The 15,570-nt window shown below is 52.4% G+C and carries 13 protein-coding genes; 7 read left to right on the forward strand and 6 right to left on the reverse strand.

The genetic code is table 11. The features are described 5' to 3' along the window. Positions 1–231: 231 nt before the first annotated feature. Positions 232–1,929 (forward strand): alpha-amylase family glycosyl hydrolase, encoded by a 1,698-nt coding sequence (locus CRG97_RS03225; RefSeq protein WP_098741731.1) that lies wholly within the window; start codon positions 232–234, stop codon positions 1,927–1,929. A 119-nt stretch (positions 1,930–2,048) separates the two neighbouring features. Here CRG97_RS03225 and CRG97_RS03230 read toward each other — a convergent pair whose 3' ends face one another. Continuing rightward, positions 2,049–4,316 carry an ATP-binding cassette domain-containing protein gene (locus CRG97_RS03230; protein WP_237566271.1) on the reverse strand — a complete coding sequence of 756 codons (2,268 nt, stop codon included), beginning with the start codon at positions 4,314–4,316 and terminating at the stop codon, positions 2,049–2,051. 99 nt (positions 4,317–4,415) lie between these two features. Between CRG97_RS03230 and CRG97_RS03235 the strand changes: the two genes are divergently transcribed. The 6 genes from CRG97_RS03235 (at position 4,416) to CRG97_RS03260 (ending at position 10,580) form a co-directional block, all read left to right on the forward strand. Next, complete coding sequence (locus tag CRG97_RS03235; RefSeq protein ID WP_098741732.1) at positions 4,416–5,360, forward strand: helix-turn-helix transcriptional regulator; 945 nt, start codon at positions 4,416–4,418, stop codon at positions 5,358–5,360. A 250-nt stretch (positions 5,361–5,610) separates the two neighbouring features. Further along, positions 5,611–6,285: a response regulator transcription factor gene (locus CRG97_RS03240; RefSeq protein ID WP_098741733.1), complete on the forward strand. Its 675-nt coding sequence runs from the start codon at positions 5,611–5,613 to the stop codon at positions 6,283–6,285. Next, a complete protein-coding gene (locus CRG97_RS03245; protein ID WP_098741734.1) occupies positions 6,282–7,670 on the forward strand; it encodes a sensor histidine kinase in 1,389 nt (462 codons plus the stop codon). The genes CRG97_RS03240 and CRG97_RS03245 overlap by 4 nt, the downstream gene beginning before the upstream one ends. 540 nt (positions 7,671–8,210) lie before the next feature. After that, positions 8,211–9,131 carry an ABC transporter ATP-binding protein gene (locus CRG97_RS03250; RefSeq protein ID WP_251036145.1) on the forward strand — a complete coding sequence of 307 codons (921 nt, stop codon included), beginning with the start codon at positions 8,211–8,213 and terminating at the stop codon, positions 9,129–9,131. Beyond that, positions 9,128–9,844, forward strand: a complete 717-nt coding sequence (locus tag CRG97_RS03255; protein ID WP_098741735.1) for an ABC transporter permease — start codon at positions 9,128–9,130, stop codon at positions 9,842–9,844. The genes CRG97_RS03250 and CRG97_RS03255 overlap by 4 nt, the downstream gene beginning before the upstream one ends. A gap of 1 nt (position 9,845) precedes the next feature. Further along, the gene (locus CRG97_RS03260) at positions 9,846–10,580 is read left to right on the forward strand and encodes an ABC transporter permease (RefSeq protein ID WP_098741736.1); all 735 of its coding nucleotides are present in this window, start codon (positions 9,846–9,848) and stop codon (positions 10,578–10,580) included. A 113-nt stretch (positions 10,581–10,693) separates the two neighbouring features. Here the strand turns inward: CRG97_RS03260 and CRG97_RS03265 are convergent, their stop codons facing one another. From CRG97_RS03265 to CRG97_RS03285, 5 genes are all read right to left on the reverse strand, one after another. Next, complete coding sequence (locus CRG97_RS03265; RefSeq protein ID WP_098741737.1) at positions 10,694–11,533, reverse strand: Gfo/Idh/MocA family oxidoreductase; 840 nt, start codon at positions 11,531–11,533, stop codon at positions 10,694–10,696. Between the two features lie 34 nt (positions 11,534–11,567). After that, complete coding sequence (locus tag CRG97_RS03270; protein WP_098741738.1) at positions 11,568–12,650, reverse strand: Gfo/Idh/MocA family protein; 1,083 nt, start codon at positions 12,648–12,650, stop codon at positions 11,568–11,570. A 151-nt stretch (positions 12,651–12,801) separates the two neighbouring features. Beyond that, complete coding sequence (locus CRG97_RS03275) at positions 12,802–13,749, reverse strand: helix-turn-helix domain-containing protein (protein ID WP_098741739.1); 948 nt, start codon at positions 13,747–13,749, stop codon at positions 12,802–12,804. Positions 13,750–14,026: 277 nt separating this feature from the next. Continuing rightward, complete coding sequence (locus CRG97_RS03280) at positions 14,027–14,611, reverse strand: TetR/AcrR family transcriptional regulator (protein WP_098741740.1); 585 nt, start codon at positions 14,609–14,611, stop codon at positions 14,027–14,029. Between the two features lie 7 nt (positions 14,612–14,618). Then, positions 14,619–15,368: an alpha/beta fold hydrolase gene (locus tag CRG97_RS03285; RefSeq protein WP_098741741.1), complete on the reverse strand. Its 750-nt coding sequence runs from the start codon at positions 15,366–15,368 to the stop codon at positions 14,619–14,621. Positions 15,369–15,570 lie beyond the last annotated feature (202 nt).

Consider the following 15,570-nt stretch of genomic DNA (forward strand, 5'->3'; position numbering starts at 1 on the left):
GAAGAAGTGAGTTATGATATGGATGGATAAAAACGGGACGTGATCGACTGAAGAAGATTGAATTCAAGTTGAACTACAAAATGTAACCGTTTTACTGGAAAACGATGGTGAATTCGAGTACAAACGTTTGCGCTTTTCTGAGAATGCTGTAGAGATACAAGAGATACTATCGAATACATAAGTGCAGTGACTGGATGAACATCAGCTGCTGCAGCGTACAGGAGGTAACACGTGATACGTTCTGCATGGGGAAGACGCAGGGCCCTACCTTTATGGCTCGTCGCCTTTGCGCTTACGGGAAGTCTGCTGACAGGCTGCAGCGGCAACGCGGCTCCACCGCAAGAGGAGGCTAAGCCGCCAGCGGCACCGGAAACGAAACAGTCGGATCCGAAAGCGCCTGCAACAATGGAGACAGCGGAGGTGGATGAGCAGCCCTCCGATGTCTATTATGAAATATTCGTACGATCATTCTATGATTCCGATGGGGATGGGATCGGTGATTTACAAGGCGTCATTGAGAAGCTGGATTATCTGAATGACGGAAATCCGGACACTTCTGACGATCTTGGCGTGACGGGGATTTGGCTGATGCCGATTAATCCTTCGCCGAGCTATCACGGCTATGATGTGACCGACTATCGTTCCATCCACCCGGACTACGGAACCCTTGATGACTTTAAGACGCTGCTTGCCGAAGCGGATAAGCGCGGAATCAAGATTATTATGGATTTGGTAGTCAATCACACCAGCACGGAGCATGCCTGGTTTCAGCAGGCTGCGAAAGATAAGGCTTCGGCTACCCGCGATTGGTACATCTGGGCCGAGGATCAAGGGAAGACCCCTTCGGGAGCCAGCGCGGCAGGCAGCGGCTCGCCTTGGCATGAGATGAACGGAGCTCATTACATGGGCACGTTCTGGGGCGGAATGCCCGACCTGAACTTCGATCATCCCAAGGTCCGCGAGGAGATGAAGGATATCGGGAAGTTCTGGCTGGAGCTCGGTGTCGATGGATTCCGGATCGATGCAGCCAAACATATTTATGAGGATCTGATGTCCGATAAAAGCGAAGCGACAACGGCTAAGAATACAGCATGGTGGCAGGAATTCCGCGCCAGCATGAATGAGGTGAATCCGGACGCTTATATTGTCGGGGAGATTTGGGATAATTCCGCTGCGGTCATTGCGCCGTATCTGGATAACGCGTTTGATTCCGGGTTCAACTTTAGCCTGGGCGAGAGCATCATCGGTGCCGCGATGAACGAAAAGGATAACAATCTGGCCTTCACCCTGGAGCGGACTTATGGTTTGTTCAGCCAGGTATCAGGCGGCAAGTTTACGGATGCCGCGTTCTTGACGAATCATGACATGAACCGTGTCATGTCACAGCTGAAAAACGATGAGAACCACGCCAAGATGGCCGCCGGCATTCTGCTGACCATGCCGGGCAATCCGTTTATCTATTACGGAGAAGAGATCGGGATGAAGGGAGCGAAGCCGGATGAACAAATCCGCGAGCCGATGATCTGGTCCAATACGGGCAGCGATAAGGGGCAGACGACCTGGGAGCCGCTTAAGCATAACCGGGGCGACCAGGTGCAGGGCGTGGAGCAGCAGACGGGTGACCCGGGTTCTCTGCTATCCCGTTATCGCACGCTGATTCGCTGGCGGAATGATATGCCTGCGCTGAACAGCGGCACGATTGAATCCTATGCTTCCGGCAATGGGCAGGTGATGGCTTATATCCGCCGTACCCAAGACAACAAAGCCCTTGTGGTCCATAACCTGTCAGGCGAAGAGCAGACGGTCGATTTGGCGGCAAAGAGCGGGGAATCGCTATTCCAATCCTTGTCGAAAGCAACGGACGATAGAGCGGCATTAAGCGGTGGCAGCTTAAAGCTACCGCCCTATACGACCGTCATATTGGAGTAGGTCGCAGCTTGTCTATTGCATTGGAACACAAAAAGACCCCGAGCCCCTTGGAAGGAGGTGTGCTCGGGGTCTTTTTGACCGTTAGGATGCCTCCACATGAGCCTGGAAGGCATAGATGTCTAGGATTGAAACTGCCGTAAATATCTGGCCGTTAGGGAGTGCCGGTTCTTCAGCAGATCGGCCGGTTTACCGGAGAACAGGATATTCCCGCCGTCTTGCCCCGCACCGGGTCCCATGTCGATGATCCAATCGGCCTGGCTGATGATATCCAGATTATGCTCGATCACAATGACCGTGCCGTTCTGACGGACAAGGCGGTTGATGATGGACATTAGCCGCTCGCAATCGGACAGATGGAGCCCGGTCGAGGGTTCGTCCAGTACATAAATTTCACCTTGCTTATCAAGCTCGGCTGCCAGCTTCACGCGCTGCCGTTCCCCTCCCGATAGCGTGCTTAAGGGCTGGCCGAGCGTCAAGTAACCCAGTCCAACATGCTGAATGCGCTGAAGCGCGGCTACGATCCCTTGTTCCGTGAAATAATCCAGTGCTTCGTCGGTGGTCATGGCGAGCACGTCACTGATGTTTTTACCGCGAAGTTGATAGCGCAGAACGTCATCATGAAAGCGGCGGCCCCGGCAGGCTTCGCAAACGGTAACCAGGCTGTCCATAAAAGCCAGATCCATCGTAATCGTGCCGGAGCCGTTGCACACCGGACAAGCCCCCTTGGCATTAAAGCTGAACAGGGATGGGCTTACCCGATTCTCGTCGGCGAACAGCTTGCGGATGGCATCAAAAATGCCGGTAAACGTCGCGATATTGGAGCGGTTGGATGCCTGAATCATGTCCTGATTTATAATGATGGCCTCCGGATAAACGTTTGGCAGCACCTGGTTAATGAGCGTGCTTTTGCCTGACCCGGCAACACCTGTTACCACCGTCAGCACCCCGGCTGGAATGCTCACAGACACCTGCTTCAGATTGTGAAGGGAGACATCCTCAATGTGCAGCCATCCGGCCGGCTCCCGGACTGAGGACTTTATCCGGGCGCGTTGACTGAGATATTTACCTGTCAGGGTGTTGGCGTGCCGCAACCCTTCCGGGTCCCCCTCATACACGATTGTACCGCCAGCGGTGCCGGCTCGCGGCCCCATATCTACAATATGATCCGCAATCCGGATGACGTCCGGATCATGCTCCACGATGATGACCGTGTTTCCCTTATCCCGAAGCTGTTGCAGCAGGCGGTTCATGTTGTGCACATCGTGCGGATGCAGGCCAATGCTGGGCTCGTCAAAAATATACGTTAAATCCGTCAAGCTGCTTCCCAGCTGGCGCACCATCTTGATGCGCTGGGACTCGCCGCCGGACAGGGTTGCGGTTTCCCGGTCCATCGTCAGGTAACCGATCCCGACCAGAAGCAGCTGCTCCAACCGAGTTATGCAGGTTTCCACGATGGTTGCTGCCGCCGGATTCTCGATCGTCTGCAAAAAAGCGATCAGCTCATTGACCTGCATCCGTGCACAGTCGGCGATGGATGTTCCGTTGATTTTGCAGGAGAGCACCTCCTGATTCAGTCTCCCGCCATGGCATAACGGGCAGGCGGTCTCAGCCACTACTTGTTCGATGGCTTCCCTGTAGGTCCTCACATCCCGTGAATCCTTACTTAGGAATGTTCGCTCCAATCGAGGAATAATGCCTTCATAATACGAGGTGGGCGGCCATTCCTCCATCGGGTTCGGCGGTTTAAAGCCGGTTTTGTACAGCAGCGTGTCCCATTCTTCCTCGCTGTAATCCTTCAGCTTCTTATCATTATCAAACAGGCCTGTGGCGACATAACGCTTCCAGCGGAACTCCCCCGGACGGAATGTGGGGAACCGGATGGGGCCTTCATTCAGCGATTTCTCCTTGTCGATCAAGTTCTCGATCCGAAAGCTGTTCACTTTGCCCAGTCCCTCGCAGTGGGGGCACATGCCTTGAGGATTGTTAAAGGAAAAGACGTCCGCATATCCGACGAAGGGCTGGCCTATCCGGGAGAATAACAAGCGCAGCAAGGAATGGATATCGGTGATGGTTCCCACGGTTGAACGGGCATTGCCGCCGATTCTTTTCTGATTGACGACGATGGCCACCGACAGGTTTTCAACCGAATCAACCTCCGGCTGTCCGTAATGTGGGAGGCGATGACGGATAAAACTGGAATACGTCTCATTCAACTGACGCTGGGATTCCGCGGCAATCGTATCAAAGACCATGGCGGATTTGCCGGAACCGGACACACCAGTGAACACCGTGATTTGTTTTTTGGGAATAGTTAGGCTCACGTTACGCAGGTTTTTGTTTCGGGCACCGTTTACCTTGATGGCCTGTTCCATGTGGTTGCACATCATAAGGGCTCCTTTCTTGTATCGTTTTGACCTTGACACAGCAATAGCATATCTTATAAACATGACAATTCTTGTCTAGTTATTGCGTGTGAGGTGGGTATTATGTCAAAAGCGAAACAGCTTATGGATGTCATCATGTATGTCAATGCCAAAAGGAGTTTTACCGCTCAGGAAGTGGCCGACGAATTCGGCGTTTCCGTTCGCACGGCGCACCGGTATCTTACCGAAATCAGCGATATGGGCGTTCCCTTATATACGGAGCAAGGGCGGCACGGGGGATATCGTACATTGAAGAGTCGCGTTCTTCCGCCGATCTTGTTCGATGAAGATGAAGTGTTTGCTATATTTTTTGCCTTTCAAGCCTTAAAGCGTTATACCTCGTTACCGTTTGAGCTGAATATCGACTCTGCCTCCCGCAAGCTGCTGGCCGGATTTCCGGAGGATACCAAAATGATGATCAGCCGACTGGAATCGGTGCTGACATTCTGGAGTCCAAACAGAACCGCAGGCTCCCCCTATCTAAAAGACGTCATTGAAGCCGCTCTTCATCAGCGGGCTATACGGATCAGCTATCGTTCCAAATCAGGCACGAGTGACCGGGAAGTGCTGCCGATTGGCGTTTATGCCCAGGATGGTTTATGGTATATGCCCGCGGTGGAGCGCGAGAAGGAGAGTGTGCGTGTGTTCCGCATGGACCGGATGGAATCCTTAGCCCTGACCGATAGCACCTATGAGGCGGACGTTAGCATGCAAGAATGGCTTGAGGAATATCCCATTCGGGAGCCGGTTCGACTATATGCCGAGCTGACAAGAGAAGGGGCGAGACAGTGCGAGAGCATTGCGTGGCTGGAGAACGAGGTGGTCATGCAAGATGAGCAACGGAGCATTGTAGATACCATCGTAGATCGCAATGATTATGAATATGTCGCTCAGGTCTTCCTGCGTTTGGGTATGGAGGCGAAAGTCATTGAACCTCCGGAGATCGTGGATATGCTGAGGGAGAAGGCAAGGCAGCTGAGCCTACATTACGGAGTGGCGGATACATAGGTGCCCGAATCACCTAAGGGCCGTAAGATTAAGTGGCGTGAAGCGTTTGGAGTGAGATTCAGAGAAGGTTGATGAAGGATCAAGGTTGGTTAGCGAACTAGATGCCTGCACGCTTGGTATCCCATGATACAATGACAAATGATGGATCAATGTATACATAAATAGATACGGAAGTCTTTTTTGACTTAAAAGATCTACGGAACCTCTTCACAGGGGATATGAATATTGGCACGAGAAAGGAAGATGGATCATGAGCGCATGCATTCTATATATCGAGGACGACCAGGAGATCGGCGGGTGGGTCAGTGAATTTCTCAGGGATAAGGGCTATGAGGTGCGGTGGTTGCTGACTGGAGAGAAGGCCGTAGAGGAAGCGGCTCCGTGTGCGGTCGTTGTTCTGGATGTCATGCTCCCGGGGCTTGACGGTTTTACAATAGGGCAGCGCCTCAAAAAAGCCTATCCTGGACTGCCTATCCTGATGCTGTCGGCCCGCACCTCTATTGACGATAAGCTGCAGGGGCTTGAGTTTGCCGATGATTACTTAACGAAGCCTTTTCACCCGGACGAGTTGGCTGCCCGTCTGGAGGTGCTTCTACGCCGGTCTGTCGTGAAATCAGCGGAGCCCATGAGAGTAAAGCACTTATCCGTATATGAAGCCGAGAATCGGATCGTGAACGAAGATACCGGCGAGGAGACGCTGCTGACCGGTAAGCAGTATCAAATCTTTATGTACCTGCTCCAGCACCACGGGCGTGTCATGACCAAGGAGCAAATTTACGAATCGGTTTGGGGAGAGTCTTATATCGAGGGGGACAAGACGCTCATGGTCCATATCCGGTATCTGCGCGAGAAGCTGGAGCGGGATCCCGCCAACCCGGAGATTATTGAGACGGTTCGCGGGCTTGGTTATCGGGTGAGAGCATGAGATGGAGAAGGAAGCAGGGCAGGTTCCGCAATTCCCTGACCAACCGCTATCTGCTGTTAATCTCAATGGCGATGATCTTCATGCCGATCATGTTTCCGTTAGCGTCGATTTTTTACTGGTTCGTGAATGATACGTTCTCGGATCGGCCGCCGGCCCCTGTCGGGAAGTATACCAGCGGTGCCGTGTTAGAGAAAATGTGGCATGCGGAAGCAATCGGATTAAGCGGAGCCTCGCCGAAGGTTATTGAGCAGAAGCTGAATTCGGTACGGCAGGAGTATCCGGAAATCTCCATGTTCTGGGTGGACGGCAGCAATGAGACTAGGCTGCAGCTGCCTGCACAGTCTAACATTCCCGAGGTATGGAGCGCGCTTTATACCGTGCAGTTTATGAAAAACTCCCTGGATAGCGACCCGTTCACATCCGTCGCTTTTATTGGGGGAGAGGGATCGGGAGAAGGCTTTATGGTCATGCAGCTGCCGAGAAAATATATTAACGTCCAGCAGCCCATTGCCAGCGAAACGGCGCTGTACGGCCTGTTCATGGCCTTGATGTCCGGACTGTTCATTCTGGTCTCCTGGCTGTTCTTTGTGCGCATCCGCAAGCGGCTGCTGCGACTTCGCTTTGCCATGACGTCTTCTCATACGGTGACAGGCATACCGCAGCCGGTTACCTTAACCAAGCATGACGAGATTGGGCAGCTGGAGGAGGGCTATAACGATATGGTCATCCAATTAGAGGAGGGTCAGCGCCGCCAGCGCGAGGAAGAGGAGCTGCGCAAGTCGCTGATTGCCAATCTGTCTCATGATCTGAGAACCCCCTTGACGGTGATTCGAAGCCATATTTTCTCCATGGAGCGGGAGCCGCTGAGCGAGAAGGGGAAAGCATCGTTGTCACTCATCGAATCGAAAATCGCGGATTTGGGCGGCCTGATCGACAACCTGTTGTCCTACAACCTGCTCACCAGCGGCAGAGTGCAGCTGAACATGGAGCCGACCGACGTTCTGCGAATCGTCAAGGAAAGCGCTGCGGCCTGGTACCCCGTATGGGAGAAGGCGGGGATCGAACCCGATATCCAGGTGCGTGACGAGCTGCTAAGCTGGAACGTGGACGTGCTGTGGTTCCGAAGGCTTCTTGATAATCTGTTCCAAAATGTCGTCCGCCACGCCAAATCCGGGCAGTACATCGGAATACATACCGAGGAGAGAGAAGGGCTTGAGGGTGTGCTTGTCATTTCGGATCACGGACCGGGAATCGAAAGCGACTCTGGCAACAAAGGAACAGGTATCGGCCTGGCCATCGTGGATCACCTGACAAGGGAAATGGGACTTGGATGCCATGTGGAAAGCTCAGATGAGGGGACGAGGATCCGCATCTGGAAGCGGTGAAGAATCAGGGGCTAGGTTATCAAACATTATCTCTCGGATGATTACATCTAGATCGAATATATAGAAAGAGGAACCGGCATTTTTACCGGTTCCTCTTTTTTTGCTGTCCACAACGGAAAAGACATCCTATCAGGCGTCTGTGTACCATTACTTTTCGCTCGAGTTTCACGAACTCGTCAGTGAACCGGGTTCATAAGCAAGGCAGGCTACAGCTGCTAGGCTGCCTCTTGAACTCATGCAGATACACCAGCGGAGGGGACGGAATCGTTGCTGGAGAAGCGAAGCGTTCGCCTTTAAAACCGGGAAACCACCGCTGGGCAAATTCCAGTTTCCCGGTTTTAACAGCGATCGGAAGGACGATCCGGCCACGCAGCGCCTTAGCTGCACGAATTCACTCTTAGCTTCATGATCTGTAGAACTTCTCCGATGAAACAGACATTTCGAATAGACTTCGATAGCCGCATAGCTTTTTTAAAGAAAATTTAAACTTGAGGTCGACCGGCATTTAACCTTGGACATGTAGGATTTATACCTGAGGTGATGAACGTGACGGAACTCGTCATTCAAACAAAAGGTTTATATAAAATATACAAAAAGCGCGCAGCCGTTGTGGATTTGAATCTGGAGATCGCACGCGGCGATATTTATGGCTTCCTCGGACCGAACGGTGCCGGGAAAACAACGACCATCCGCATGCTGCTCGGACTCATTCAACCAACGCGTGGTGCGATTCATTTGTTCGGCAAGGATTTGAAAAGCGAAAAAATGAATATTTTACGCCGGACCGGATCGCTCGTGGAATACCCATCCTATTACGGCCATCTAACAGCCGTAGAGAATCTGGAAGCCATTCGCCGGATTACCGGCGGGCCGAAGTCCCGCATCTCGGAAGTGCTGGAGATTGTCTCCTTGACGAAGGAAGCCAAGCGCCCGGTCAAGGGATACTCCCTTGGGATGAAGCAGCGTCTTGGCATTGCAGCCGCCCTGCTGAACAATCCGGAGCTGCTCATTCTGGACGAGCCGACCAACGGCCTGGATCCATCCGGTATTCATGAAATCCGGGAGCTGATCAAGAATATGCCGCGCCAATACGGGATAACCGTGCTGGTATCCAGTCACCTGCTGGGTGAGGTTGAGCAGATGGCCGATAAAGTCGGCATCATCCGTGAGGGACGCATGGTGTTCCAGGATACGATCAGCAACCTGGTATCCACGGCGTCCAGCGGCTTCCGTCTATCGGTGTCCGAGCCGGAGTTAGCGCTCGGGTTGGCGCTGGACCTGGGCTGTGAAGGAGTTCTGCGTAATCAGATGCTGGAGCTGGAAAGCATGCAGGACGCCAAGATCGCGCTGCTCGTGAAGCGGCTGGTGGAGAATCAGCATGCGGTGTACCGAGTGGAAGAACAGCGGAAGTCGCTCGAGGATATCTTCATGCAGATCGTAGGGGAGGGAAGCCGGGTATGATGTTCCGTGCGCTTTCCGCCGATTGGCTGAAAATCCGGGGCAAAGGCATTTGGTTTCTCGCTGCGCTCGGTCCCATCGGGCTGGTAGCGATGCAAGGGCTGAACTTCGGACTTCGATATGATTACCTGATGAAATCCTACGCGGCCGATCCGTGGGGCGGGCTGCTGGAGAATGTACTGTTTTTCGTGCCGATTGCCCTTTTTCTTGGGATTACACTGGTCTGCTCGTTGATGGCCAACGTGGAGCATCAGTTGAGCTCGTGGAAACAGCTGCTCGCATTGCCTATTTCCAGAACGGCAGTATTCAGTGCCAAGTTCGTGCAGGCCTTCCTAATTCTATGCGTATCCTGTCTCCTTCTGTCGATCAGTACCGCCGTGCTCGGCATCATACTGGGGATGGGCGCAGATCAAATGCCGTATCTAGATCTGCTGCGCATCGGTTTTGTGCAATTAATTGCTGCGCTTCCGATGCTGGCCTTTCAGCTGTGGCTATCATTGACGCTCAAGAACCAGGGGATCGCGGTCGGAATCGGGATTACCGCCTCCGTTGTATCGATGTTTGCCCTGCAGTTTCCCGATTGGATGCCGCTAAAGTGGCCGCTGCTGGCTTACATGGGGCCGGGAGAAGTCAAGGTCATCGGAGCGGGTTTGCTGCTGGGTGCGGTGATCACGTGTGCCGGCCTGATTCATTTTAACCGAAAGGATGTGGACTAAGATGGCATCCTGTATAAGAGCGGTGTCCGCAGAGTGGCTTAAGCTGTCAAAATCCAAATTGTGGCCGCAGATTTTCCTGTGCGCGATCCTGGTTATGCTGGTGGGCATATTAAATGGAAAGCCTGAGGAGCTGGCGCCATGGGAGCATTTGATCAGCATTATGATTATCCTGCATGCGATGCTGCTGCTCCCGATTCTGACGGGGATTTTTAGTGCCATGGTGTGCCGGTATGAGCATACGGGCGGGGGGTGGAAGCAGCTGCTCGTCCTGCCGGTTTCACGCGGCGCCGTCTATTTTGCGAAATTCTCGGTGGTGGCCATGCTGCTTGCCGTGGTGCAGTTGCTGTTCCTGGGGGCCGTCCTGGGAGCCGGTTTGATCCATAAGGTGGAAACTCCGATTCCGTGGGAAATGCTGCTGCGCTGCGTGCTGGGCGGATGGGTTGCCTGTTTGCCGCTGGCTGCGCTGCAGCTTGGAGTCTCCACAGCCTGGAGCAGCTTTGCCGCTCCGCTAGCATTGAATGTGGTTTTTACCATACCGAACATGCTGGTGGCCAACTCGCAGACATATGCCCCTTACTATCCGTGGACACAGCCGTTTCTTGCGATGATGCCGGCGGGTCAAGCCGATTTCGGTGCATTCAATCTGCCGTTCGAGAGCCTCATGACCGTCGTGGTTGGAGGGTTTCTCCTGTTCTTTCTCGCGGGATTCATCTATTTTCAGCGGAAAGAAGTGTAATCCAGAACGAGAAAAACCGTGTTTTCATGCAAAAAGAGCTGCCCGGGCCCTTACGGCCTGCTGGAGCAGCTCTTTTTTTGTATGTTCATATGTGTGACGAACCCGCGGTTACGTTATTGGGGCAATTCTAGCCACGTAAATGGCGTGTCGGCTGCCTTTAATCCGTACTCGATAATCGTGATGACAGCAATGGTTTCCGCTGAGTTGACGGCTGGCTTGCCCGATTCGAAGAAGTTCACCAGATTCTCGATGAACAAGGCGAAGAAATTCGAATTGGCGGTGACCTGCGTGAAGCTCCCGGCGTCATTTTTTATCCCTAAGGTAAACGGGCAGTTCTCCCCAAGATGATTCACGGTGGCTTGACGTCCATCACCAAAATCGATCAGCAGGGCGGGGGAGTCAGGCGTTCCGATGAACATCACCCTCTTCGGGCTGGCCCCCATCAGGCTAACGATCGGCTCGATCTGATGGATCGAGTAATTGGCAAATCCACCGGGGCCCCAGCTGCTGATGGTTTGGATATCGCTCCGGTCCAGCTCCGTGTATTCGCTGGCAAAACGAAGTGCGGACGTTGAATACATCGGCGTTCCGTGTTTTGCCGCCAGATCGAACAGGCGGATAGCCGTATCCCGGTCAGGCGCGAACGTTTTATCAATATAGGTTGGTTTGCCGGATTGCAGCGGAAGCTGGGACAGCACCTCATGGAATTCCGGGTTATCCGGGGACAGCACGATCAGGTAATCGCTGCGCTCCACCACGTCTTCGATCGTGGGCAGCAGCTCAATTCCATTCTCCTTGCTCCAGGCTTCGTTAGTGAGCCCGTTCTCTTTGTCTCTTTTGCCGTAGGCGTACACGACCTTCATGGCACTTTCCGTAGCCTGTTCAATCCAGCCGGGATATTTATTCGCATGGAATTGGTCCAGATGCAGGTCGATGAATCCGATTTTTTTCATGATAAATGGTCCTCCCTGGCGTTCGAACTATAGGTTAAAGGCTGTTCTGGGCAACGGGCTGCAGCGAAACTTCTGCGCCTTGGTCGGATGAGTCGTAAATCGCCTGGATGATCTGGGAGGAGAGGATGACCGTATCGATATGCGAAGGCTGCTTCTCCCCAGTTTGAATGCAGCGGATGAATCCGTCGATTTCATTCTGGAACATGCTGCCGAGATTGAATTTCGGCGTGGTTTCGATCAATGCGCCGTCCTCCGTGGTATAGAAGGTGAAGTCCGCGCCGTACTTCAGCCGGATGCCGCCCTTGTCGCCGAGGAAGTCGATGAACATTTCTTCGGCGCCGATATTTTGCGCCCATGCACCGTTCAGGGAAATGGTTGGGCCTTCCGTGCGGACGAGGGCCGTGACAAAATCGTCGACGTCATACGTACCGTCATATTTCGGTGGACCTGCCCACATGTTGAGGAAGGTGTAATTCTCCATATCCTTGCCCAGCTTGCAGTAAGCCTGGCCGGAAACGGTCTTCGGTTTCGGATCGCCCGTACAGTACATTACGACATCGAGGAAGTGAACGCCCCAATCAATCAGCGCGCCACCGCCAGCGATGGCCTTAGTCGTGAAGGCGCCGCCGAGTCCCGGGATCGAGCGATGGGAACGGAAGCTGGCATATACGTGATACAGCTCGCCAAGATCGCCGTTTTGGATCATTTTTCTGATTCTGTTTACGCTTTCATTGTAGCGGTTGACCACCCCGATATTCAGCGTCTTGCCCGTTTCGTGCTGAACCTTCTGCATTTCCAGCGCTTCCGCGTAGGTCCGGGCTGCCGGCTTTTCGCATAATACATGCTTGCCTGCGCGTAAACAATCGATGGCGATGGAGGCATGGACGTCATTCGGCGTACAGATGGATACGGCATCGACCTCAGGATCATTCAGAATTTGTTGGTAATCCTCAATGGCTTGACCGCATTCGTATTTGGCGACGGCGGTTTCGGCCCGGTCCTTCACGATATCGCAAAAGTATTTGATCTCGGCGTCTTCGTTGGCCATATAGGCGGGAATATGGGCACTGTTCGCAATCGTGCCGCAGCCAATCACGGCAATTGTAATTTTGTTCATCGGTTTTCCTCCAAAATCGTGGATTGATGATGCAAAGGAATACATGAGCCTGACACTTGATTCTTCGTTCTTGCTTGCCCCGAGTATAGCATGGGAACGCTCGCTTCGATTTCACTATCGTGCTTATTTATTGGATTATCGTACCGGGGTGTTAGTCCACGGTTTTAAAAGCATTCTTTTTATAGTATGCGGGAGTCGTTCCCGTATATTTCTTAAAAATGCGGCAGAAGTAGGGAAGCTCGTTAAACCCGACCTTGAAGCATACATCGGTTACCGTGAGTTCAGGCTCCGTGAGCAGCCGCATGGCCATCCGTATCCGGTAGTTGGCCAAGTATTGGCTGAAGGTCCGGCCTGTAACCTCCTTGAATCGGCGGCAAAAATTAGTCCGGGACATCATCGTCCGGGCACACAGGTCCTCCAGCCATAGGGGCTGGTCGTAATGGTCATGAATATACTGAACTGATTCCAGGATGGGCTCCCGGTACTGGTCGCTGCCCACGGTGATCGATGTATGCTTGCCCTGCTCGGCATGCTCGCGGTTCACGATCGCCAGCAGCTTCAGCAGATTGGCTTTCAGCAAAATATCAAAGAATGGACCCCGGCTTCCGTACTCGGCCAGCATTTCGGTAAGGAGCTCCTTCACGGCCAGGTCGCTGCTGCCAGTCAAGGTAATTTTGAGCGGGACGTTGTCCTCGGTCGTAACAAAAGACTTGATGAAGGAAAGGTCGAACAGCTGCGACTCAGTCGGCGTCTCATTCAGTCGTTCATTAATGAAGGCCGGCATGAATTCGCACCCCAGCACCTCCAGCTCTTTGCCCGGTATCATCTCTACGCGATGGACGCTATAGGGAGGAAGCACGAATATATTGCCTTGGACCATCCGGTATTTTTGACCATAGAGCGTATGGATGAATTCGCCTTTGCTGACATACCAGATCTGAAGATAATCGTGCATATGGTCGGATAAACTCCCGAACTTTTCGGTAATCCGGTACATTTTGCAGGGCAGGCCATTTGTCATTTCCAGCTCCGATGTAAAGTAGGCGATTCCTCTTCGGGTACACTCGGCGATATCCGGTGCCAACCAGTGAATAGCCATGATTCATTACCTCCTCACACGCGTGTCGATCCTGTTATTAACAGCATAACTGATTAAGGACATGAAGGAAGAGGAAAATTGAAAAAGTTAATCGAATTCAAGGCGTTCAGGGAGAGAGACGATGTTATAAGGAGATTGAATTGGAGGGGGACGGTACGTGGTATTAGGCTAGGCTAATTTCTAAAGATCAAATCTTCTTTCGCGTGCGAAGATCAAGTTTCGTGTTGCAAAGAGCCGAGGCGTCCTGAAACACAGGTGAAACCTCGGCTCTTTTTTGTTACGGACAAAACTCCTTCAGCATCTGCTCCTTCACTTCATCAATGGGGAAGTGCTGGGGATACGTGGATATCATCAGCATGATGCCCTGCAGAGTAGAAGAGAAGTACAAGGAGCGCTTGCGCGGCTCGGGAACTCCGAGGCCTTCGAATATGCGGCATTGAATCTCAAACTGCCGTGCAGCCTCTTCGACAAGACGCTTGCTGTAGGGAAACAGCTCTTGATCCGCTTCGGGCTGGGTTTGAAGATGCAAGTAAAACCGGAATACTTCCGGCTGCTGATAGACGTTGTCGATGGCTTGCTCCAAAATAAATTTCAGCTGATCTGCAGGTGCTTGGAGTGAAGCGGCATTCTCTATGACTTCGGCCACGCCTGCAATTCGCTCCTCGACCATGGTGGCCAGCAGTCCTTCCTTGCCTGAAAAATAGTTATAAAGCAGCCCTTTGGATATTCCGGCTTGCTTGGCTACATCGCTAATGGAAGTGGCATGGTAGCCCTGATGGATAAATAAATCCATGGCGGCTTCTAAAATTTTGTCTTTTGCTATCTGGCGTATGCGTTCGTTCTCGCTGGGTGTGCGTGGCATGAAATCTTCATTCCTTCACAAATTTGGTGATATAGCGGGATAACTCCTCCGGATGCGTTAATGTGACCATGTGATCCGCTCCCGCGATGGTGACAAAGCGAATGCTCGGAACCCTCCGAAATTGTTCTCCTACCTGCTGGTTATCGGGCAGTTCATGATCTCCTATGATAAACAGCGTTTTGGCCGAGATATCCTGTAATCGATCCATTGCCGGCGGCTCCGGCCAAACCGAGTCAAAGGTAGACCAGGTAAACGTACGTTCAAAATGGTGGCGAAGCATGTGGATCATAAGCTCCCGCTCGGAACGGTTCCTTGTAATTTCATAAGAAGGCGGCTCTATGCACAGCTCGATCATTTTCTCGATATCAGGGGCAGCAGCGCTTACCCGGAGCATGTAAGCTTGCATTTCCTCAGAATAAGGAAAACCGGACAGGGCTGGCGCAATGACAATCAATTCCGATACTCTTTCAGGATAATGGATCGCGAACTCTGTGGCAATCCGGCCGCCCATAGAATGACCGACAATCGCAGCTTGCGAAATATCCAGATGATCAAACAGAGGTAACAGATCTTCAACATAGCTTGGCGGCTGGACGGGAGAGGGAGAGCGTCCGGCTCCGCGACCGTCAAAGGCAATTACGTGAAAGTTCTCGGATAAGAGAGGGATAAGATAGCTCCAATCCCGCATATCTGCTCCACCGCTGTGAACAAGAACGACAGGTTTACCGTTGCCATGAACTTCGTAGTGCAAATCCAATAGAATACCCTCCAATCGATTTTCAATCATTTGCAGCGCTTGATGAGTTCATTTTATTATTGAATGAACGATCGGTCAATATAAAAACCGAATCGAATCTTGAGATGCTTTTCGGAGCTGGGATCGTACTGTGAATTTCGCTGTGAATTAATTCACTAATGTTAATTGTGAATTATGTTACAATCGGAAAAAATAAACTTAG

Origin of the sequence: Paenibacillus sp. EZ-K15 (assembly GCF_002573715.1) — a bacterium.
Classification (GTDB): Bacteria; Bacillota; Bacilli; order Paenibacillales; family Paenibacillaceae; genus Paenibacillus_AQ.

What these genes read in the sequence shown, in the direction of transcription:
- CRG97_RS03230 (WP_237566271.1), bottom strand. Translation starts at nt 4,316, where the DNA reads ATGATGTGCAACCACATGGAACAGGCCATCAAGGTAAACGGTGCCCGA.
- CRG97_RS03270 (WP_098741738.1), bottom strand. Translation starts at nt 12,650, where the DNA reads ATGAACAAAATTACAATTGCCGTGATTGGCTGCGGCACGATTGCGAAC.
- CRG97_RS03265 (WP_098741737.1), bottom strand. Translation starts at nt 11,533, where the DNA reads ATGAAAAAAATCGGATTCATCGACCTGCATCTGGACCAATTCCATGCG.
- CRG97_RS03255 (WP_098741735.1), top strand. Translation starts at nt 9,128, where the DNA reads ATGATGTTCCGTGCGCTTTCCGCCGATTGGCTGAAAATCCGGGGCAAA.
- CRG97_RS03240 (WP_098741733.1), top strand. Translation starts at nt 5,611, where the DNA reads ATGAGCGCATGCATTCTATATATCGAGGACGACCAGGAGATCGGCGGG.
- CRG97_RS03235 (WP_098741732.1), top strand. Translation starts at nt 4,416, where the DNA reads ATGTCAAAAGCGAAACAGCTTATGGATGTCATCATGTATGTCAATGCC.
- CRG97_RS03260 (WP_098741736.1), top strand. Translation starts at nt 9,846, where the DNA reads ATGGCATCCTGTATAAGAGCGGTGTCCGCAGAGTGGCTTAAGCTGTCA.
- CRG97_RS03280 (WP_098741740.1), bottom strand. Translation starts at nt 14,611, where the DNA reads ATGCCACGCACACCCAGCGAGAACGAACGCATACGCCAGATAGCAAAA.
- CRG97_RS03275 (WP_098741739.1), bottom strand. Translation starts at nt 13,749, where the DNA reads ATGGCTATTCACTGGTTGGCACCGGATATCGCCGAGTGTACCCGAAGA.
- CRG97_RS03250 (WP_251036145.1), top strand. Translation starts at nt 8,211, where the DNA reads ATGAACGTGACGGAACTCGTCATTCAAACAAAAGGTTTATATAAAATA.
- CRG97_RS03245 (WP_098741734.1), top strand. Translation starts at nt 6,282, where the DNA reads ATGAGATGGAGAAGGAAGCAGGGCAGGTTCCGCAATTCCCTGACCAAC.